This window comes from Iodobacter fluviatilis (assembly GCF_900451195.1).
Taxonomy (GTDB): Bacteria; Pseudomonadota; Gammaproteobacteria; order Burkholderiales; family Chitinibacteraceae; genus Iodobacter; species Iodobacter fluviatilis.
This window is the reverse complement of record NZ_UGHR01000001.1, coordinates 1,594,159-1,610,919: the sequence shown is the minus strand read 5'-3', so window position 1 is coordinate 1,610,919 and position 16,761 is coordinate 1,594,159. Positions and strand designations below refer to the sequence as shown.

General features: G+C 48.1%; 17 protein-coding genes. 2 read left to right on the top strand and 15 right to left on the bottom strand.

Annotated elements, in window-relative coordinates:
• Position 1 precedes the first annotated feature (1 nt).
• The 3 genes from sdhD to DYD62_RS07330 form a co-directional block, all read right to left on the bottom strand.
• Positions 2–349 (bottom strand): succinate dehydrogenase, hydrophobic membrane anchor protein, encoded by a 348-nt coding sequence (gene sdhD, locus DYD62_RS07340; RefSeq protein ID WP_099398223.1) that lies wholly within the window; start codon positions 347–349, stop codon positions 2–4.
• Entirely contained in the window at positions 343–717 is a 375-nt protein-coding gene (sdhC, locus tag DYD62_RS07335; protein WP_099398257.1) for a succinate dehydrogenase, cytochrome b556 subunit, read from the bottom strand. The genes sdhD and sdhC overlap by 7 nt, the downstream gene beginning before the upstream one ends.
• A gap of 130 nt (positions 718–847) precedes the next feature.
• The gene (locus DYD62_RS07330; RefSeq protein ID WP_165928687.1) at positions 848–1,570 is read right to left on the bottom strand and encodes a GntR family transcriptional regulator; all 723 of its coding nucleotides are present in this window, start codon (positions 1,568–1,570) and stop codon (positions 848–850) included.
• 382 nt (positions 1,571–1,952) lie between these two features.
• Here DYD62_RS07330 and DYD62_RS07325 point away from each other — a divergent pair, with 382 nt between their 5' ends.
• Positions 1,953–2,933, top strand: coding sequence for a malate dehydrogenase (locus tag DYD62_RS07325; RefSeq protein WP_115226729.1), 981 nt, complete (start codon positions 1,953–1,955; stop codon positions 2,931–2,933).
• 100 nt (positions 2,934–3,033) lie between these two features.
• Here the strand turns inward: DYD62_RS07325 and nagE are convergent, their stop codons facing one another.
• The 6 genes from nagE to DYD62_RS07295 all read right to left on the bottom strand — a co-directional run bounded on the left by nagE (position 3,034) and on the right by DYD62_RS07295 (position 9,443).
• The gene (nagE, locus tag DYD62_RS07320; RefSeq protein WP_115226728.1) at positions 3,034–5,052 is read right to left on the bottom strand and encodes an N-acetylglucosamine-specific PTS transporter subunit IIBC; all 2,019 of its coding nucleotides are present in this window, start codon (positions 5,050–5,052) and stop codon (positions 3,034–3,036) included.
• 585 nt (positions 5,053–5,637) lie between these two features.
• Positions 5,638–5,784: a cytochrome bd-I oxidase subunit CydX gene (gene cydX / locus DYD62_RS07315; RefSeq protein ID WP_099398228.1), complete on the bottom strand. Its 147-nt coding sequence runs from the start codon at positions 5,782–5,784 to the stop codon at positions 5,638–5,640.
• 95 nt (positions 5,785–5,879) lie between these two features.
• Positions 5,880–7,013: a cytochrome d ubiquinol oxidase subunit II gene (gene cydB / locus DYD62_RS07310; protein ID WP_115226727.1), complete on the bottom strand. Its 1,134-nt coding sequence runs from the start codon at positions 7,011–7,013 to the stop codon at positions 5,880–5,882.
• Positions 7,014–7,022: 9 nt separating this feature from the next.
• Positions 7,023–8,579, bottom strand: coding sequence for a cytochrome ubiquinol oxidase subunit I (locus DYD62_RS07305; RefSeq protein ID WP_115228235.1), 1,557 nt, complete (start codon positions 8,577–8,579; stop codon positions 7,023–7,025).
• A gap of 124 nt (positions 8,580–8,703) precedes the next feature.
• Complete coding sequence (cydP, locus tag DYD62_RS07300) at positions 8,704–8,889, bottom strand: cytochrome oxidase putative small subunit CydP (RefSeq protein ID WP_099398231.1); 186 nt, start codon at positions 8,887–8,889, stop codon at positions 8,704–8,706.
• Positions 8,890–8,891: 2 nt separating this feature from the next.
• Positions 8,892–9,443 carry a GbsR/MarR family transcriptional regulator gene (locus DYD62_RS07295; protein WP_099398232.1) on the bottom strand — a complete coding sequence of 184 codons (552 nt, stop codon included), beginning with the start codon at positions 9,441–9,443 and terminating at the stop codon, positions 8,892–8,894.
• Between the two features lie 232 nt (positions 9,444–9,675).
• On the opposite strand from DYD62_RS07295, the gene DYD62_RS07290 reads away from it, so the two are divergent.
• Positions 9,676–10,188 carry a TIGR00645 family protein gene (locus DYD62_RS07290; RefSeq protein ID WP_099398233.1) on the top strand — a complete coding sequence of 171 codons (513 nt, stop codon included), beginning with the start codon at positions 9,676–9,678 and terminating at the stop codon, positions 10,186–10,188.
• A gap of 339 nt (positions 10,189–10,527) precedes the next feature.
• Here the strand turns inward: DYD62_RS07290 and fliJ are convergent, their stop codons facing one another.
• The 6 genes from fliJ to fliE form a co-directional block, all read right to left on the bottom strand.
• Positions 10,528–10,959: a flagellar export protein FliJ gene (gene fliJ / locus DYD62_RS07285; RefSeq protein WP_165928686.1), complete on the bottom strand. Its 432-nt coding sequence runs from the start codon at positions 10,957–10,959 to the stop codon at positions 10,528–10,530.
• Positions 10,960–10,978: 19 nt separating this feature from the next.
• The gene (fliI, locus tag DYD62_RS07280; RefSeq protein WP_233702934.1) at positions 10,979–12,313 is read right to left on the bottom strand and encodes a flagellar protein export ATPase FliI; all 1,335 of its coding nucleotides are present in this window, start codon (positions 12,311–12,313) and stop codon (positions 10,979–10,981) included.
• Between the two features lie 55 nt (positions 12,314–12,368).
• Complete coding sequence (locus DYD62_RS07275; protein ID WP_115226724.1) at positions 12,369–13,334, bottom strand: flagellar assembly protein FliH; 966 nt, start codon at positions 13,332–13,334, stop codon at positions 12,369–12,371.
• A 144-nt stretch (positions 13,335–13,478) separates the two neighbouring features.
• A complete protein-coding gene (fliG, locus tag DYD62_RS07270) occupies positions 13,479–14,486 on the bottom strand; it encodes a flagellar motor switch protein FliG (protein ID WP_099398237.1) in 1,008 nt (335 codons plus the stop codon).
• Between the two features lie 60 nt (positions 14,487–14,546).
• Positions 14,547–16,271, bottom strand: coding sequence for a flagellar basal-body MS-ring/collar protein FliF (gene fliF, locus DYD62_RS07265; protein ID WP_115226723.1), 1,725 nt, complete (start codon positions 16,269–16,271; stop codon positions 14,547–14,549).
• A gap of 114 nt (positions 16,272–16,385) precedes the next feature.
• Positions 16,386–16,709: a flagellar hook-basal body complex protein FliE gene (fliE, locus tag DYD62_RS07260; RefSeq protein WP_115226722.1), complete on the bottom strand. Its 324-nt coding sequence runs from the start codon at positions 16,707–16,709 to the stop codon at positions 16,386–16,388.
• Positions 16,710–16,761 lie beyond the last annotated feature (52 nt).

Here is a 16,761-nt window from a genome sequence, read left to right as displayed (position 1 = left end):
CTTATGCACCCCACACAACTTTAATCATATAAACCAAGCTACCTGCCAGCCATAACAGCGTCAGCACGTGCATCGTTAAACGCAGGCCCACGTGCTGGAGGTAATCCATCCAGATATCACGCACACCCACCCAAGCATGCCACAGCAGAGCAAACAGGCTAATGGTGGTCAGCACTTTGACCCAGGTACAGGCAAATAATTGTTGCCATGCTTCAAAAGAAGTGCCACCGGCCAGCAATAAAAAAGCAACCAGTGCAACGGTGTAAACCAGCATAATTACGGCAGTCACACGTTGAACCAGCCAGTCTTTCAGGCCGTAATGGGCCCCAACTACTTGACGATTTACCATACCAGGCCCCCAATCACGACCGTCAGAACCAAGCTCACCACCAGCACGATTTTGGCTGTAAGGCGTGCCGTTTTCAGCTCCAGGCCCTTATGAATATCTAAAAACAAGAAACGAACGCCAGCGCAGACGTGATGCAAGAAAGCCCACAAAACACCCAACAGCGCAATTTTTACAAGGGGGTTTGAAATACAGGATCTGAATGCATCAAAACGCTCACTCGAGGCTAAAGAACCTTCCAGGGCGTAGAGCATAAAGGGAATCGCCAGAAACATCAGCGCGCCACTTACGCGATGAAGAATGGAGATAATCCCTGGCAAAGGAAGACGAATCTTCGCGATCTCCAGGTGCTTGGGGCGTGTTTTTTGCATGCGCACTTCCTCTTTAAGTTTTACTTCTGTCAGCGTGCACGATCTGTTTCTTAAACCGTCCGACATCACCGACCTGCCTTTTTACTACTTACTCAACTACAAATTCTTGAAGATCCATTCTGTTTGCAAATTAAGCCTGCTCAGGCGGAGCCTGAAATGCCAATTGCTCTGATCTGAACCAAGCCACACTCCAAACCTGCGGCTTTCCATCAAAATCTCTAGCAAGACGCACAAGCTGAAGTAAAGGCTCATGTACTTCAACTTGCAATAATCGGGCTTCAGCACTGGCTGCGGGCACTGCTCGATAGCGAACTTCGCCATCTTTTAAACGCATCCCAAAATCACGCCAGCATAGTTCACGTAAATTACCGCGTAACTCCCGAATCCTGCGCATTTCCAGATTTGGGAAATTAGCCTCGGGTAAAAACATTTCTTCCAGACCAATCACGGTACCGGCAACCCGCAATAAGCGCCTGACTTGCCACAAGGCTGCACCACGCCTTAAACCCAATATTTCTGCCAGCTGCTCGCCTGCATGAATCCGTACGCAGCCCAGCATTTCAATTTTTGGCTTTTCACCGCCATAGCCAGATAAAGGGACAAACATCGCCTGCGCTAAAAAATCACTGGCATCCGACACAAAAGTGCCCACACCCTGGCGGCGATACAGAACGCCCTCTAATACCAACACATCCAGTGCTTTTCTCACCGTGCCTTGGCTGACGCCAAAACGGTGGGCTAAATCATTTTCGCTCGGCAAACTTTCATCTGCATTCCACTCGCCAGCATCCACTGCCGTAGTAACTTCACGAATAACCTGACGATATAAAGGGATGGCTGCAAGTTTACTCATTGAGGATAGGTTGCTTTTTATCATGTTGTAGCATCATAGTCTACTACAGTCTTATATAAGACAAAAGATACACAACAATATATTTGCTCTGACTGCAAAACGTGCGCAAAGCACGGATACGCGTGATAAACTTTCTCTGCTAGGCTTACAGAGTAGCTAAAACATACTTTAAACCGTGTAAAAATAAGCATGCGGGGTGTACTGCAGCTGCAGTTCATAACAAAGCAGGATACTCACATTTGCTCTACAAATAAGCAGATATGTGCATCAGATCAGCTGGTCTAATTTCTGATTATTTGCAAACAAAAGTGTTATCTGTGCGGTTGAAGTGCAAGCGCTAAAACCCCAGCATCGTTCACACACCAATATCGGAGTGATCCTCATGAAGACCCCTATTCGCGTTGCCGTTACCGGCGCTGCCGGCCAGATTGGTTATAGCCTTTTATTCCGTATTGCATCAGGCGCGATGCTTGGCGCAGATCAGCCTGTGATCCTGCAATTACTGGATATCACCCCTTCGCTGCCAGCGCTTAACGGCGTGGTCATGGAGCTGGATGACTGCGCGTTCCCACTCTTGCACGGCATTGTGCAAAGTGATGATCCAAAAGTTGCATTCAAAGATGCAGACATCGCCCTCTTGGTTGGCGCACGTCCACGTGGCCCAGGCATGGAGCGTAAAGACTTGCTGGAAGCTAACGGCGCAATCTTTACCGCGCAAGGTAAAGCACTGAATGAAGTGGCATCACGCGATGTAAAAGTACTGGTAGTGGGTAATCCAGCCAATACCAATGCTTACATTGCCATGAAAAATGCGCCAGATTTAAATCCGGCCAACTTCACCGCCATGATGCGCCTGGATCACAACCGTGCCCTGACTCAAATCGCACAGAAGACCTCTTCAGCGGTAACCGATGTTAACAAGATGATCATCTGGGGCAATCACTCCGCCACCCAATACCCAGATCTGTTCCATGCAACAGTGAAAGGCCAAAGCGCTTCTGCCCTGATCAATGATCAAAAATGGCTGGAAACAGACTTTATCCCGACTGTTCAGCAACGTGGTGCAGCCATTATTAAAGCGCGTGGCTTGTCCTCTGCTGCTTCTGCAGCCAATGCCGCAATTGACCACATCCGTAACTGGGTACTGGGCACTGCAGATGGTGACTGGGTCACGATGGGCGTTCCGGCCAATGGCGAGTATGGCTACAGCGATTTGATTTTTGGCTACCCGGTTACTTGTAAAGATGGCAAATACTCCATCGTTGAAGGGCTGGAAATCAGCGACTTCAGCCGTGCCCGCATGGATGCCAGCGCGAAAGAATTATCTGAAGAGCGTGATGCAGTGAAGCACTTACTTGGTTAATTATTTTTAACTAAATCATTTACGTGAGTGTTGTATAAAACACACAACGTAAAAAAGGCGAACCCGAAGGTTCGCCTTTTTTATTCCCGCTAAAGCAGACTTATTTCGCTTTAATGGTATAGAGCGCTGTCTTACCTGCTTCTACATGGCCAGTTGCAAACTGTGCCACGCTGTCAAACTGATCAACATTGCTCAGCACAATCGGGCTGATGATTGAAACTGCATGTTGTGACAGGTATTCCAGATCCAGCTCAAGCACCGCATCACCCGCTTTAACGCGTGAACCTTGCTCAAGTAAGCGTGTGAAACCCTTACCACCCAGCTTCACAGTATCCAGACCAATGTGCACAATCAGCTCAGCACCATTGTCTGCAATCAGTGCAAATGCATGGTTAGTGTTAAAGATTTTAGCAATCACACCATCCACAGGGGCCAGCACCAGATTGCTGCTTGGACGAATCGCCAGACCTTCACCCACTGCCTTGCTGGAGAACGCCGCATCAGGCACATCCAGCAGCGCCACAACTTCACCACTCAAAGGAGCAAGCAAGACTAAATCGCCTGTTACTTTTTGAGCCGGAGCCGCAACAGCCGCCTTAGCAACAGGAGCCGCTGGTGCTGCAGCAGGGATTGCTGCGCTAATACCTTTACCTGCCAGCAACTGAGTCATGCGTGTTGCAATCAACTCGGCCTTGGGTCCAACGATAATTTGTACATTTTGCTTATTAAGCTTGATCACACCCGAAGCGCCAAGACGCTTAGCAGCAGCTTCATCCACAACAGCGGTATCGTTCAGTGCTAAGCGCAGGCGGGTAATGCAAGCATCAATCGCCACAACATTTGCGCCACCGCCAATCAAACCGATATAAGCATGAGCCAGTGAATCTGTATCACCACTTACTGGTGCAGCATCACCTTCTGCCGCGCCTTCTTCTTCATCTTCCTGACCCGGCGTTTTCAAGTTAAATGCCTTGATCGCAAAACGGAAGCTGAAGTAGTAGATCGCAAAGAATGCAAAGCCTTGCGCGATCAGCATCAGAATATCTTTAGCCAGCGGATTCTTAGTTGACAGCACCAAGTCAACCAGACCGGCACTAAAACCAAAACCAGCAATCCATTGCATACTTGCAGCAATATAAACTGACAAACCAGTCAGCACAGCATGCAGCAGGTAAAGCAGCGGAGCCACAAACATGAATGAGAATTCAAGCGGCTCAGTCACCCCAGTGAAGAATGCAGCAAATGCAGCAGCAATCATCAAAGACGCAACGCGTGTTTTGTTTTGTGGCTTAGCTGCGTGATAAATAGCTAAAGCAGCACCAGGCAAACCGAACATCATGATCGGGAAGAAACCAGCTTGATACATACCGGTCACACCCAACACAGCCTTACCTTCAGCAAGGGACTTAGCGCCGCCAAGGAAGTTAGGAATGTCGTTAATACCCGCAACGTCAAACCAGAACACGCTATTGAGTGCGTGATGCAAGCCAACCGGAATCAAGAGGCGGTTAAAGAAGGCATAGATACCGGCACCCAGCGGGCCCATACCCATAATGCTTTCACCAAAATGGACCAAGCCATTAAATACAAGCGGCCAGATATACATCAGTGGGAAAGCAACAACCAACATGACAACCGAAGTCACGATTGGCACTAAGCGGCGGCCACTAAAGAAAGCCAGCGCTTTATGCAGCTCAACACCACTAAAGCGGTTATAAAGCTCTGCAGAAATCACACCCACCAAAATACCCACAAACTGGTTATTGATTTTGGCAAAGGCCTTAGGCACCTGATCCAAAGGAATACCTTGGATCTGTGAAACTGCACCTGGTGAAAGTAATGTGGTCAGTACGTAGTAACCAACCAGACCCGATAAAGCCGCAGCGCCGTCTTTATCTTTAGACATACCATAAGCAATACCTACGGCAAATAAAATCGACATATTGTCGATAATTGCAGCACCCGATTTAATCAGGAAGGCTGCTAATGCACTATTGCTCCCCCAGCCGTTTGGATCGATCCAATATCCGATACCCATCAAAATGGCCGCAGCTGGCAATGTAGCCACCGGCACCATCAGCGCACGGCCGATTTTCTGTAAATAGCCCAGAATATTCATAACATCCCCTTTTTATCTTGCTCAAGCAACGAGTGTAAGCGCAGCTTTAATCGTTGAATAACCGTTTTGAAGTGCGAGGTGGCAAAGTTGTCATACCCCTTGCAAGTAACCGTAGTCGATACACCTTACATCACCAAACAAGCTGGATTATTCACTGCGCGGTAGTAATTGGCAATCAAAAGATAAACAAGCCCTTGTATAAAAATGACTTGCGCTAGCAAATAGCAAGAACATGAAAAAAATAATGTCCTAAATTAAAACAATCTGACAATTTTATTAACATAAAACAAATGCTTAACAAATAAATAATCAATAAACCGCATGATTAATGACTTATTTTTACGCATTTAAATCTACAGAATTCACCTTACACAGGTATTGAGAAAACTCAAATGCCGGGATCATTCCGGCTGCAACTTACCTTTTGTTACCTTTCACCCTACCTTGACAATCCAAAATCAGCCTCTTGCAACAAAAAATTACAAAGCAACAAATATACGCAAATTAAAAGCAGCCCACGGATGGGCTGCTTATTTATCTCTCTGCAACATTTATTTGACATAAAACAAAGAAAACAACAATCGCCTATTTCTTGCCGTACTTTTCGAAGCGCTCCTGTGCCTCTGTTTCTTTTTCGCCCCCAAATGCATGCGTACTCTCAAACCACATCACATTGATCAGACCAAAAGCCAAGGCCAGACCTACACCTAAAATCCAGGAAAAATACCACATTTGCACACCCCCTTCTCGCCGATTTCTTTAGCCACAAAGAAGCTCCGATAAATGCAAGCCCGCCATCGGGCCCGTCTTTATGGCACTGAAATAAATTAATAACTGTGAGTATCTTCCTGCAACCGCTGAACAGACACCGGCCCGCGCATCACCCGATAAACCCATGCGGTATACAGCATAATAATGGGCACAAAGATCACTACCACAGCCAACATCACGCCTAGGGTTTTCTGGCTAGATACCGCATCCCAAACAGTCAGGCTGGATGCGGCATCTAATGTAGAAGGCAGAATAAACGGGAATAAAGCAATTGCTGTGGTGCACAGCACCGCCACACTGGCCGTGCCACTTAAAATAAACGCAATCAGCGGTGAATGCCGCCAGCTGGCCACTGCCGCCAACAAAGCAGCAGCCACACCTGCAGCCGGGACCAGCCAGGCCGATGGATAAAGGTTGAAGTTGCTTAACCACGCCCCTTTTACAATGGCCACTGTTTTATTCAGTGGATTAAGTACATCGCCTGCAGCCCCCATCCTCACAATCTGCCATGCATCCAGCTCTTTAAGCCATACACCACCCAAAGCAAACAGGACAGCCAAAACGCAACCGGCAATGATGGTTGCCTTTCTCGATCTTTCCTGCACTTGATCCCGGGTTTTCACCGTTAAGAAACTGGCACCGTGCAAGATCAGCATGGCAATGGCAGCCAAACCACAATAGAGCGAGAATGGATTTAATAAATCATAAAAATGCCCTGAATAACTCACCCGCAAACTATCGTCAAACTGAAATGGCAAGCCAATAAATAAATTGCCTATCGCCACACCAAACACCAGCGTGGGCACCACACTCCCCACAAACAGCGCCCAATCCCAGCCACTACGCCAGCGCGGGTTTTCCAGCTTGCTGCGATAATCAAAACCAACCGGGCGTAAAAACAGGGCAAACAGCACAAACATCAGCGCAACATACATGACAGAAAACGCAGCGGCATAGAGCAATGGCCATGCCGCAAATAAAGCAGCCCCCACCGTAACCAGCCAAACCTGATTCCCCTCCCAAGTTGGCCCGACCGAGTTAATAACCAGACGGCGCTCATCATCTGTTTTACCGACAAAAGGCAATAAAATAGCCACACCCAGATCAAAACCACCGGTCAGGGTAAAGCCAATGAGCAGAAAAACCATCAGCCCCCACCAAATCAACTTCAAGACTTCATAATCGAGCATGATTTTTCCTTAAGCGTGCGAAGTTTTTTCACCAAAATAGCGGCCTGTATGCAGGCTGGCCGGCCCAAGACGGATATATTTCAGCATCAGATACATTTCAATCGCAAACAGGCTGGTATACATCAGCGTTAAGCCAATCATGCTGAAATGTAATTGCCCGCTGCTCAGCGCAGAAGCCGACATAAAGGTGGGCAGAATGCCCGATATGGTCCACGGCTGACGGCCATACTCTGCCACCAGCCAGCCCGCTTCAATCGCCACCCATGGCAGTGGAATCGACCATACAGCTAGGTGTAATAGCCAGCGTTGCGGAGCAAGATTTCTTTTAGCCAGGAAATAAAATGACATACTAAAAATAAATAAGAACAGCATTCCTAGCCCGACCATAATGCGGAAAGACCAGAAAATAGGCGCAACATTGGGAATCGTATCTGCAGCTGCTGCTTTAATTTGCGCAGGTGTTGCATCCACCACATTGCTGGTATATTTTTTCAGCAATAAGCCATAGCCCAAATCCGCCTTATGTGCCTCAAATGCATCATGAGCCGTTTTGTCCCCCGCCTTTAGCCTTGTTAATGCTGCATAGGCCAACATCCCATTTCTGACTCTTTGCTCATATTCAACTTTTAAATCTTTAATCCCGGTTACTTTTTCCGTAGTTGAGCGAGTGGCAATTAAGCCCAGTGCATAGGGAATGCTCACCTCAAAATCAACACGCTCTTCTTTCTGATTAGGAATACCAAATAAAGTTAATGATGCAGGCGCAGGCTGCGTATCCCACTGCCCTTCCATTGCTGCCAACTTAACTTTCTGCACTTCGCCTGTGGTGTAACCGGATTCATCACCCAGAACAATCACAGATAAAATTGAAGCGAGGCCAAATGCTGAAGCAATAGCAAAAGAGCGCAGTGCAAAACCTGTATCCCTTGCTTTGAGCAGATACCAGCTTGATACGCCCAGCACAAACATGGAAGCCGCTACATAACCCGCCGCTACGGTATGCACAAACTTAACCTGCGCTACGGGGTTAAAAAACACCTCAGCAAGGCTGGTTAATTCCATTCGCATGGTAATGTAATTAAATTCGGCTCCAACCGGATTTTGCATCCAGCCATTGGCAATCAAAATCCATAATGCCGAAATATTTGACCCCAGCGCCACTAAAAAAGTGACGCCCAGATGTTGTACTTTTGAAAGCCTATCCCAGCCAAAAAAGAATAAACCCACAAAGGTGGATTCCAAAAAGAAGGCCATCATGCCTTCAATCGCTAAGGGCACGCCAAATATATCGCCCACATAATGCGAGTAATAGGCCCAATTTGTTCCAAATTGAAATTCAAGGGTTAAGCCTGTTGTTACCCCCATTGCAAAATTAATACCAAATAACTTTCCCCAGAACCGGGTCATGTCTTTATATATTTCTTTGCCAGTCATGACATAAGCGGCTTCACAGATCACCAATATCCATGACAAGCCCATTGTTAATGGCACAAATAAAAAATGGAACATCGCGGTTAATCCAAATTGCATGCGCGACAATTCCACCACTTCAGCAGCGGGAATCATAAAAGTGTCCTGTGTAATGATTAACTTGGTTCTGGAAAACAGGCCCCGCCCGGGCGAAGCCATGAAATTGTCACCCTGTCACCCGATGCAAACCTCCTTCAGGCAATACCGAAAATCCGTGCAGCTAACGCTGAGCCGGAGCAGAGGCCGCGCTCGTAAACCGCTCTGTCATCATGGATTGCGGCACCAGCATATGACGGGCAACAGGCTGAGAAAAAAAGCACTTCCAAATCACAAATAACAAGGCCATTTTAATCAGCAATACAATGGTGATTTCTTGCCACAAAGGCAGACGCTTGCTTATTCGCATGGTTAATCCCTGTTTCCTGGCCGTAACGCTCCGGCAAAGCTCAATACTTTTTGCACCTTAGAACCTAGGCGCATCAAGTTTTCTAAGGTTTCCGGTGAAAGATGCTGCACCTCATCAAACCAGCCTGTCGCCAGCTCAATCAGCTCATGCATTTCGCGCATACGTTGCTGGGCATGGCGGTCTTCATCGCTCATGGCCTCGTCCATTAGGGCATCGCGCAGCAAAGTCAGCGTGGGCTCGATTTCGCGCTTGCGCTTTTCCTCGACTAAAGAACGGAATATTTCCCAAACATCTTTGGGCGTTTCAAAATAATCACGCCTGTCGCCTGGCTTGTGCACTAATTTGCATAGCTTCCAAGACAATAACTCTTTCATTCCCATGCTGACATTGGAGCGGGAAAAACCAAGTTGCTCGGCAATTTCATCGGAATTCAAGGGCTTAGGCGAAAGAAACAGCAGCGCATACATTTGCCCCACTGTCCGATTCACTCCCCAGCGGCTGCCCATTTCACCAAAATGCAAAACAAATCGCTCATTAATCGGCGAGAGGTTCATGATCGTTCCAATTTTCAGTAATTACTGAAATTATAGTAATTTCTTTGATTATAAGCAATACCAAACTTACCCACTTAGAGCAGGCAAGCTGATGGCATAATCTCTGGGCGTCCGTCATACCGGCCCACAGCGTACAAGCGGCCTGCGCGATGGCTTACTGAAAACCATTGTTTAAATCTTGATTTGCTTGCGAAGAGACGCCATGATTACAGCCTCATTTTGGAGGCAGTAAATGCAAAACCGTGTTGAAGATATTTTAGAAAGGATTATTTTTCAGAGCCGATGGCTGCTAGCGCCCTTTTATTTGGCGCTTATTCTGGGCCTGCTTGCCCTGTTTGCCAAAATGATCAAAGAACTATTTGGTATGTTTAATGCGCTGATTTATGGAGATGGCAATTTAATTATTGCTATCTTAGGCATGGTAGACGTCACCCTTGTGGCCAACCTTTTATTAATTGTGATTTTCAGCGGGTATGAGAATTTCATATCGAAGCTTGATATTGCCCACAGCTCAGTCGATAAGCCATCGTGGATGGGAAAAGTGAGTTATGCAGATTTAAAACTGAAATTAATAGGCTCAATTGTGGCCATTTCAGCGATTGATTTGCTTAAAGCATTTATGAATATTAAATCAACCGATCACACAGAGCTGGCATGGTTAATCGGTATTCATCTGACCTTTGTGATCTCAGGGGTATTATTCGCCGTGATGGACAGAATTGCGGCAGGCAGCCCCAAACACTGACAACCCGGCAAAGTAAGAATTATTAAACCGATTCTATTCACCACTTCAGGCTATGCATTTTTATCCTGAGGCTGGTGAATTGAATCTTTAACATAAATTTTCAATATGTCAGTGTGGGACCTAGCAATCAATACATGCCAGCAGCAAGGCCAATATGCCATACGCAAGAAAACCAGTCGTTTATCCTGATATGCATTTGAGATCATTATAAATTGATTAAAAATAAGGCAACTGTTTTTTTACCCTATAAAACAGCACACTAAGACAGTTATCCACATCTTATCCTTACTCAGATAAGATTTATCCGTGGATAAAGCAGAAGATATCAACACAGAAAAATCAGCGGGGGCGCTGCCGTGTATTAAATTCATCATTAATACGCTGCTCATTACGCAATTCTTTTTGCATTTCAGCTGATAAATGCCGCTGTTTTAAAGCCTCAAAAGCCTTTACTTTTTTTTCACATTCCAGCCACGCATCACGACGCGCCTCGTATACGCTGGCTAAGCGTTCAATTTCCAGCTGCTGCGACAATGCAACATCATCAAGTTTAGCCAGAAACAGCTGAAAATCTCGCCACTGAATAATACTCATACCGCCCTGACCGCTGCCCAGCAAACGGGCACGATACTCCACTCGGTACTGATCGACCTGCTCCAGCTTACCCTGAGCACTCAGCCAATTGGCCTGAGATGCCTGCATAAGCCTTGCAGCGTCTTCTCTTGCATCGATGGCAAGCTCAAGTAAAAAGGCAAAACGAAACTTGGCCACTGCACTCATTCCCTGCTGATTACATCAAGAGCTGATAAAGCTTCATTCTAGCCCCATCATAGCGTTCGCACTCGCCAATACCCTGCTGTAAAAAGGCTTCAAAGCCGGGATTACGCCGGATGGCTTCATCCAAAACAGGATCAGAGCCCGGCACATAAGCACCCACACTGATCAAATCCCGGCTGCGCTGATAGCGGGAATAAAGATATTTAAAGCGGCGAACCACGGTGAATTCTTCGGGCGAAATAATATCGTTCATCACACGGCTAATCGAAGCTTCAATATCAATCGCCGGATAATGCCCCGCCTCGGCCAGCTGGCGGCTCAGCACAAAGTGGCCATCCAGAATCGCACGGGCATTATCAGCAATCGGGTCTTGCTGATCGTCGCCTTCAGATAAAACGGTATAAAACGCAGTAATTGAGCCGCCGCCCTCTTCAGCATTACCCGCACGCTCTACCAATTGGGGCAAGCGGGCAAAGACCGAAGCCGGATAGCCTTTCGTAGCAGGCGGCTCGCCCACGGCTAGGGCAATTTCACGCTGAGCCATGGCATAGCGGGTCAGGGAATCCATAATCAGCAGCACATGCTTGCCCTGATTCCTAAAATATTCGGCAATTGAAGTAGCATAGGCTGCGCCATACAAACGCAGCAAGGGCGGCGTATCTGCAGGCGCGGCCACCACAACCGAGCGCTGCAAGCCTTCGTCACCCAGGATATTTTCAATAAAATCTTTCACTTCTCGCCCACGCTCGCCAATCAGGCCCACCACCACTACATCGGCCGTGGTATAGCGCGCCATCATGCCCAGCAGCACCGATTTACCCACACCTGAGCCCGCAAATAAGCCCAGACGCTGGCCTCGCCCTACCGTCAGCATGGCATTAATCGCACGCACACCCACATCCATCACATGCCGGACTGGCTCACGTGTCATCGGGTTGTAAGGGCGGGCAAACAGCGGCATATAGTCGTCATGCTCGACCCGCCCCTTGCCATCAAGCGGCCTACCTAAGCCATCTAAAACCCGGCCAAGTAAGCCCCAACCTACAGGCATCTGGCGGCCATGATCTTCTAAACGGCGTTGTGGCGGACGCGGATGACCATAATCGGGCACCCACGCTTCTACATCCTCATGCGGCACAACCTGCGCGCCAGGCTCTACGCCATAAATTTCAGCAATCGGCATCAAAAACAAGCGGTCTTCATTAAAGCCGACCACCACAGCCTCAACCGAAGCGCCGCTGGGCGTCATCACATCACAAGACGAGCCAATAGCCAGCCGCAAGCCCACAGCCTCAAGCACCAAACCCGACACTCTGACCAAGCGCCCGCGTGGCAGCCACGGGCGCATCCAGCGCACCGCGTCTTTGCAATCGGCCAGATACTGGCTGCACCCCTGCAAGGCTTCAGTCATGTTGTTCGGATTCACTGGCGGGCTCTTCCTCTGCCGGATCAGAATCCTCTGCTAAAAGTCCCTCTGAAGAAGCATCAGATTCTTCATCAGGAACGATAGCGGGCTGATTATCCAATTGCGAAGGAGCGGTAGTCTCTGGTGCAGCTTCGGAAACAGGCAATCCTATGGGCTGATCTTTTTCAACGGCAAGCGCAGGCTCAGCAGGCTGCTCGGCCCAGCCAAGATCGGCTCTGTCACCACGCCCTAAGACTCGCAGAATATTTTGCCAGCGGACAGGCAGGGATAAATCAACCGCAGAATCAGGGGTTTCTATCCGGCAGCCCCCCGTTTCCAGCTGCTTATCAGGCAATAAACGCCAAGTGTCGCTAGGCAAATCGCCTCCCAGCATACCCTCAACCGCAATAAGATCATCTGGATTCAGAAACACACGCGATGGAGAACGCGCAGCCGGCAAGCTAGCTAATGCTTCGCGCAAAATAGGCAACAAACGCTCTGGCGAATGATTCAGCTCGTCCCTCACCATTTGCCGGGCAATGACCACGGCCAGATCAAGCACTTCATTTGACAGTGCCGCTTCTGCCTTTTGCAAAGTGCTTTCAACACTTGCCAAAACCGAGCGCAAACGATTTGCTTCGTCTTCCGCCACTAAACGCCCGGCCTCAAGACCCGCCTCAAAGCCTTCACTTTGGGCGCGCTGAGCAATCGCTTCTATCTCTTCTGCGGTAGGAAAAGAAACATCGGCATCAGGCACATCAACCGGCTCAGTGGGAAGCGGCTCTAAATCTTGCTCCTCTTCGGAAAACACCTCTTCTTCGGGTACCTCCACTTCTTCTGGCACAGGCTCAGCCACCTCTTCCTCTAAAGCAGCGGCTTCTGCCTCAGCCTCATTCAGAGAAGCGAGCTCCCATTTTTCCCATGCGCTTAATTGCTCGCGTGGAATCACGCGCGGATTACTCATCTAGACGCCCCGAAACAGCGCAATACCCTGGCAAGACAAGGCAAGCTTTTAAAAAATCGACGCGGCAAAAATTCAACAGGTAAGCAGATATTCTGAGTATGCAGCACCGCACTGACAGAGCAATGCGGCTTTTTGATAAGACCATTATTCAACTAACCCTTCATCACCCTTACCGCCCAGCACAATCTGGCCCTCATCTGCCAAGCGGCGAACGATTTTAAGGATTTCTTTTTGCTCTGCTTCAACTTCTGACAACTTAACCGGCCCGCGCGCTTCCAGATCATCGCGCAACATTTCCGCAGCCCGTGAAGACATATTTTTGAAAATCTTTTCCTTGAGCGCCTGGCTGGTGCCCTTGAGCGAAATAACCAAGGAATCAGATTGAATTTCACGCATTAATAGCTGAATACCACGATCGTCAATATCCAAAATATTGTCAAAGGTAAACATTTTGTCCTGAATTTTTTGCGCCAGCTCCGGGTCGTAATCACGAACACTCGCAATGGCTGAGGCTTCAACCACACCGCCCATAAAGTTGAGAATATCAGCCGCCATTTGCACGCCACCCATAGCGCTCTTTTTCAGCTTATCGGAGCCAGACATCAATTGGGTCAGCACATCATTCAACTCTTTAAGTGCAACAGGCTGCACGCCTTCCAGCGTGGCAATCCGCAGCAATACATCATTTCTTTGCCGCTCTACAAAATAACTCAAAATTTCAGACGACTGATCGGATTCCAAATGCACCAAGATTGTGGCGATAATTTGTGGATGCTCGTTTTTAATCAGCTCCGCAACGGCAGAGGAATCCATCCATTTAAGGGATTCAATACCATTATTATCATTACCCTGCAAAATACGATCGAGCAAATTTGCAGCTTTATCTGTACCCAGCGCCTTGGTTAATACAGAGCGAATATACTCATCAGCAGCGCCTAAATTGGCGCGGTTTTGCGTGGATGCAATAAAATCACCCAGCACCACGTCAATTTCTTCACGCTTCACTGCATCCATTCCTGCCACTGCAAAGCCCAGTTTTTGCACTTCCTTAGGACCTAAAAATTTAAAGACTTCAACGGCAACATCTTCGCCTAATGTCATCAGGAGCAGTGCGCTTTTACGCACGCCTTCATCACTTAAATCGGCAGCCATGGTTTGCTCCTCAAGGCGCTTTTAATATCAATATACGGCTGCTTTACTGCAGTTTATGCTCTACGCCTTTTTATTCGGATCGCCGCTCTTATCATCGGCATTCAGCATCCACTCGCGCAAGATAGTCGCCACCATACGTGGATCATCTTTTGCCAGCTCTTTAGCCTGTTGCAACAGCTCGGCAAAGGCGGCCATGCGATTTTGATTTTCGTCTTCTTCGGGCGTCTGCTCGTCGGCCTTCAGCTTCTCACCATCAGGCCCAAGTGTTTCGCCAAAATCCAGCTCCTGAATTCGTGCTTCTTCGCGCGTTTTGGCCATATCTTTCATCAATGGCCGCAGCACAAAGAACAATAAATAAAGAACAACAATGGCAATCAGCGCCAATTTACCCACATCTGTGGCATTGGTCTGAATATACGCCAGCGCTTTATCCTGTATTTTCTTTTCTTCCAAAGGCAAGGAATCTGCAAATGCGGCATTCACCACATTCACCGAATCACCACGCTCCTTGTTGTACCCTATCGCTTCGCGCACCAGATTATTTATCTGAGTCATTTCTTGCGGGCTGAACGGCAGATAAGTCATCTTTCCGGATTTATCCTTACCCGGTTTATAATTAAGCACTACCGCAGCAGACAGCCGTTTTACCCCACCTACCTGCTGCTTTACATGCTGAATGGTTTTATCAACTTCATAATTAATGGTCGCTTCTTTGCGGCTATTGGCCGAGCCCGTAACGCCCGCTTCAGAAGCTCCCGAAGCTGTCGGTGCTGTAATAGGGGCCGCAGCTGCGCCCGGGGGCTGGTTTGATAATGCCCCTGGTACCCCCCCCGCCGATTCATTACTGGATTTACCTTGTAAATCGAGCGTTTGCTGGCTGCGCATCGCCGAGCTGTTCGGGGGTGAATTAGGCTTAAAGGATTCTGATGTTTGCTCTACCTCAGCAAAATCAATTTGTGCAGTTACTTCGGCTTTAACGTTTTCCTTGCCCACCAGCGGAGCAAGAATGGTTTCAACACGCTCAACAAAGCCTTTTTCCACATGCTGCACATAAAGCAATTGCCGTGGGTCTAAGTTGTTTTGGCTCATTTCAGGCAATTTAGATAATAAATTACCATCCTGATCCACAATCGTAACGTTTTTAATCGGCAGCTCAGGCACGCTGGACGATACTAAATGAATAATCCCTGCCACCTGCCCGCCATCTAAAATGCGGCCCGGGTGAAGCGTAAGCATTACGGATGCCGTTGGCTTTTGCTGATCCCGTAAAAACACAGTTTGTTTGGGCATCGCCAAATGCACGCGCGCTTTACTAACGGATGCAACCGTTTCAATTGAGCGGGCTAATTCACCTTCAATAGCACGCTGATAATTCACCTGCTCGGCAAATTGTGAAACACCAAATTTTTGATTATCGAGTAATTCAAAGCCTGCATTACCCGATTTAGGCAATCCCTGAGCTGCAAGCTTTAATCTAACGTCATATATCTTATCGGCTGCCACAGAAATAGTGCCACCCGGATCAAGCTTATAGGGCACATTCATTTGCTGCAGAGATTGAACGATGGCACCGCCATCTTTATCTGGAATATTGGTAAACAAAATGCGATAGGCAGGCTCTTTTGACCACAGCATATTGCCCACAATTAATGCAATTACAGCCGCCACAGCAACCATCAGGCCGATCTTTCGCCCAGAAGACAACGCAGCGAAGCGCTCACGCGCTACACCGAAGCCTCTTGCTGTAATCAGATTATTATCTGCCGCTGCACTTACCTCTGCCATACGTCGAAATCCCATGCAGGCTTTGATGAGCCTGTCTAAATTCTAGTCTAAATATTTCAGCAATGCTTTCACGAAATACTCAGGCTAGCTGGGGCTCCGGACAGAGCCGGGGCATCAGACCTGCATACTCATGACTTCCTGATAAGCACTGACCAGCTTATTGCGTACCTGCACCATCGTTTGGAAAGAAAGGCTGGCTTTTTGCAAGGATACCATTACATCTTGCAGATTGGCTTCTGGCGCACCGGACTGAAACGCAAGCTGTTGCGCCTGAGCGTCTTGCTGTACCTGGTTTACCTGATCCAAAGAAGACTTAAGCATTGACGCAAAGTCAGGCGCGCCCGCAACAGGCTGCGTCTGGTTTGCGGCCTGCCCTCCCGCGAGTGCAGACATTGCTTTTAATTCGCCAAGAACCTGATCGATTCCTTGCACGCTCATGACTTATATCCCCTTTTAAGCAGTTAATCAATTGATCCGGCCATTAGCATTA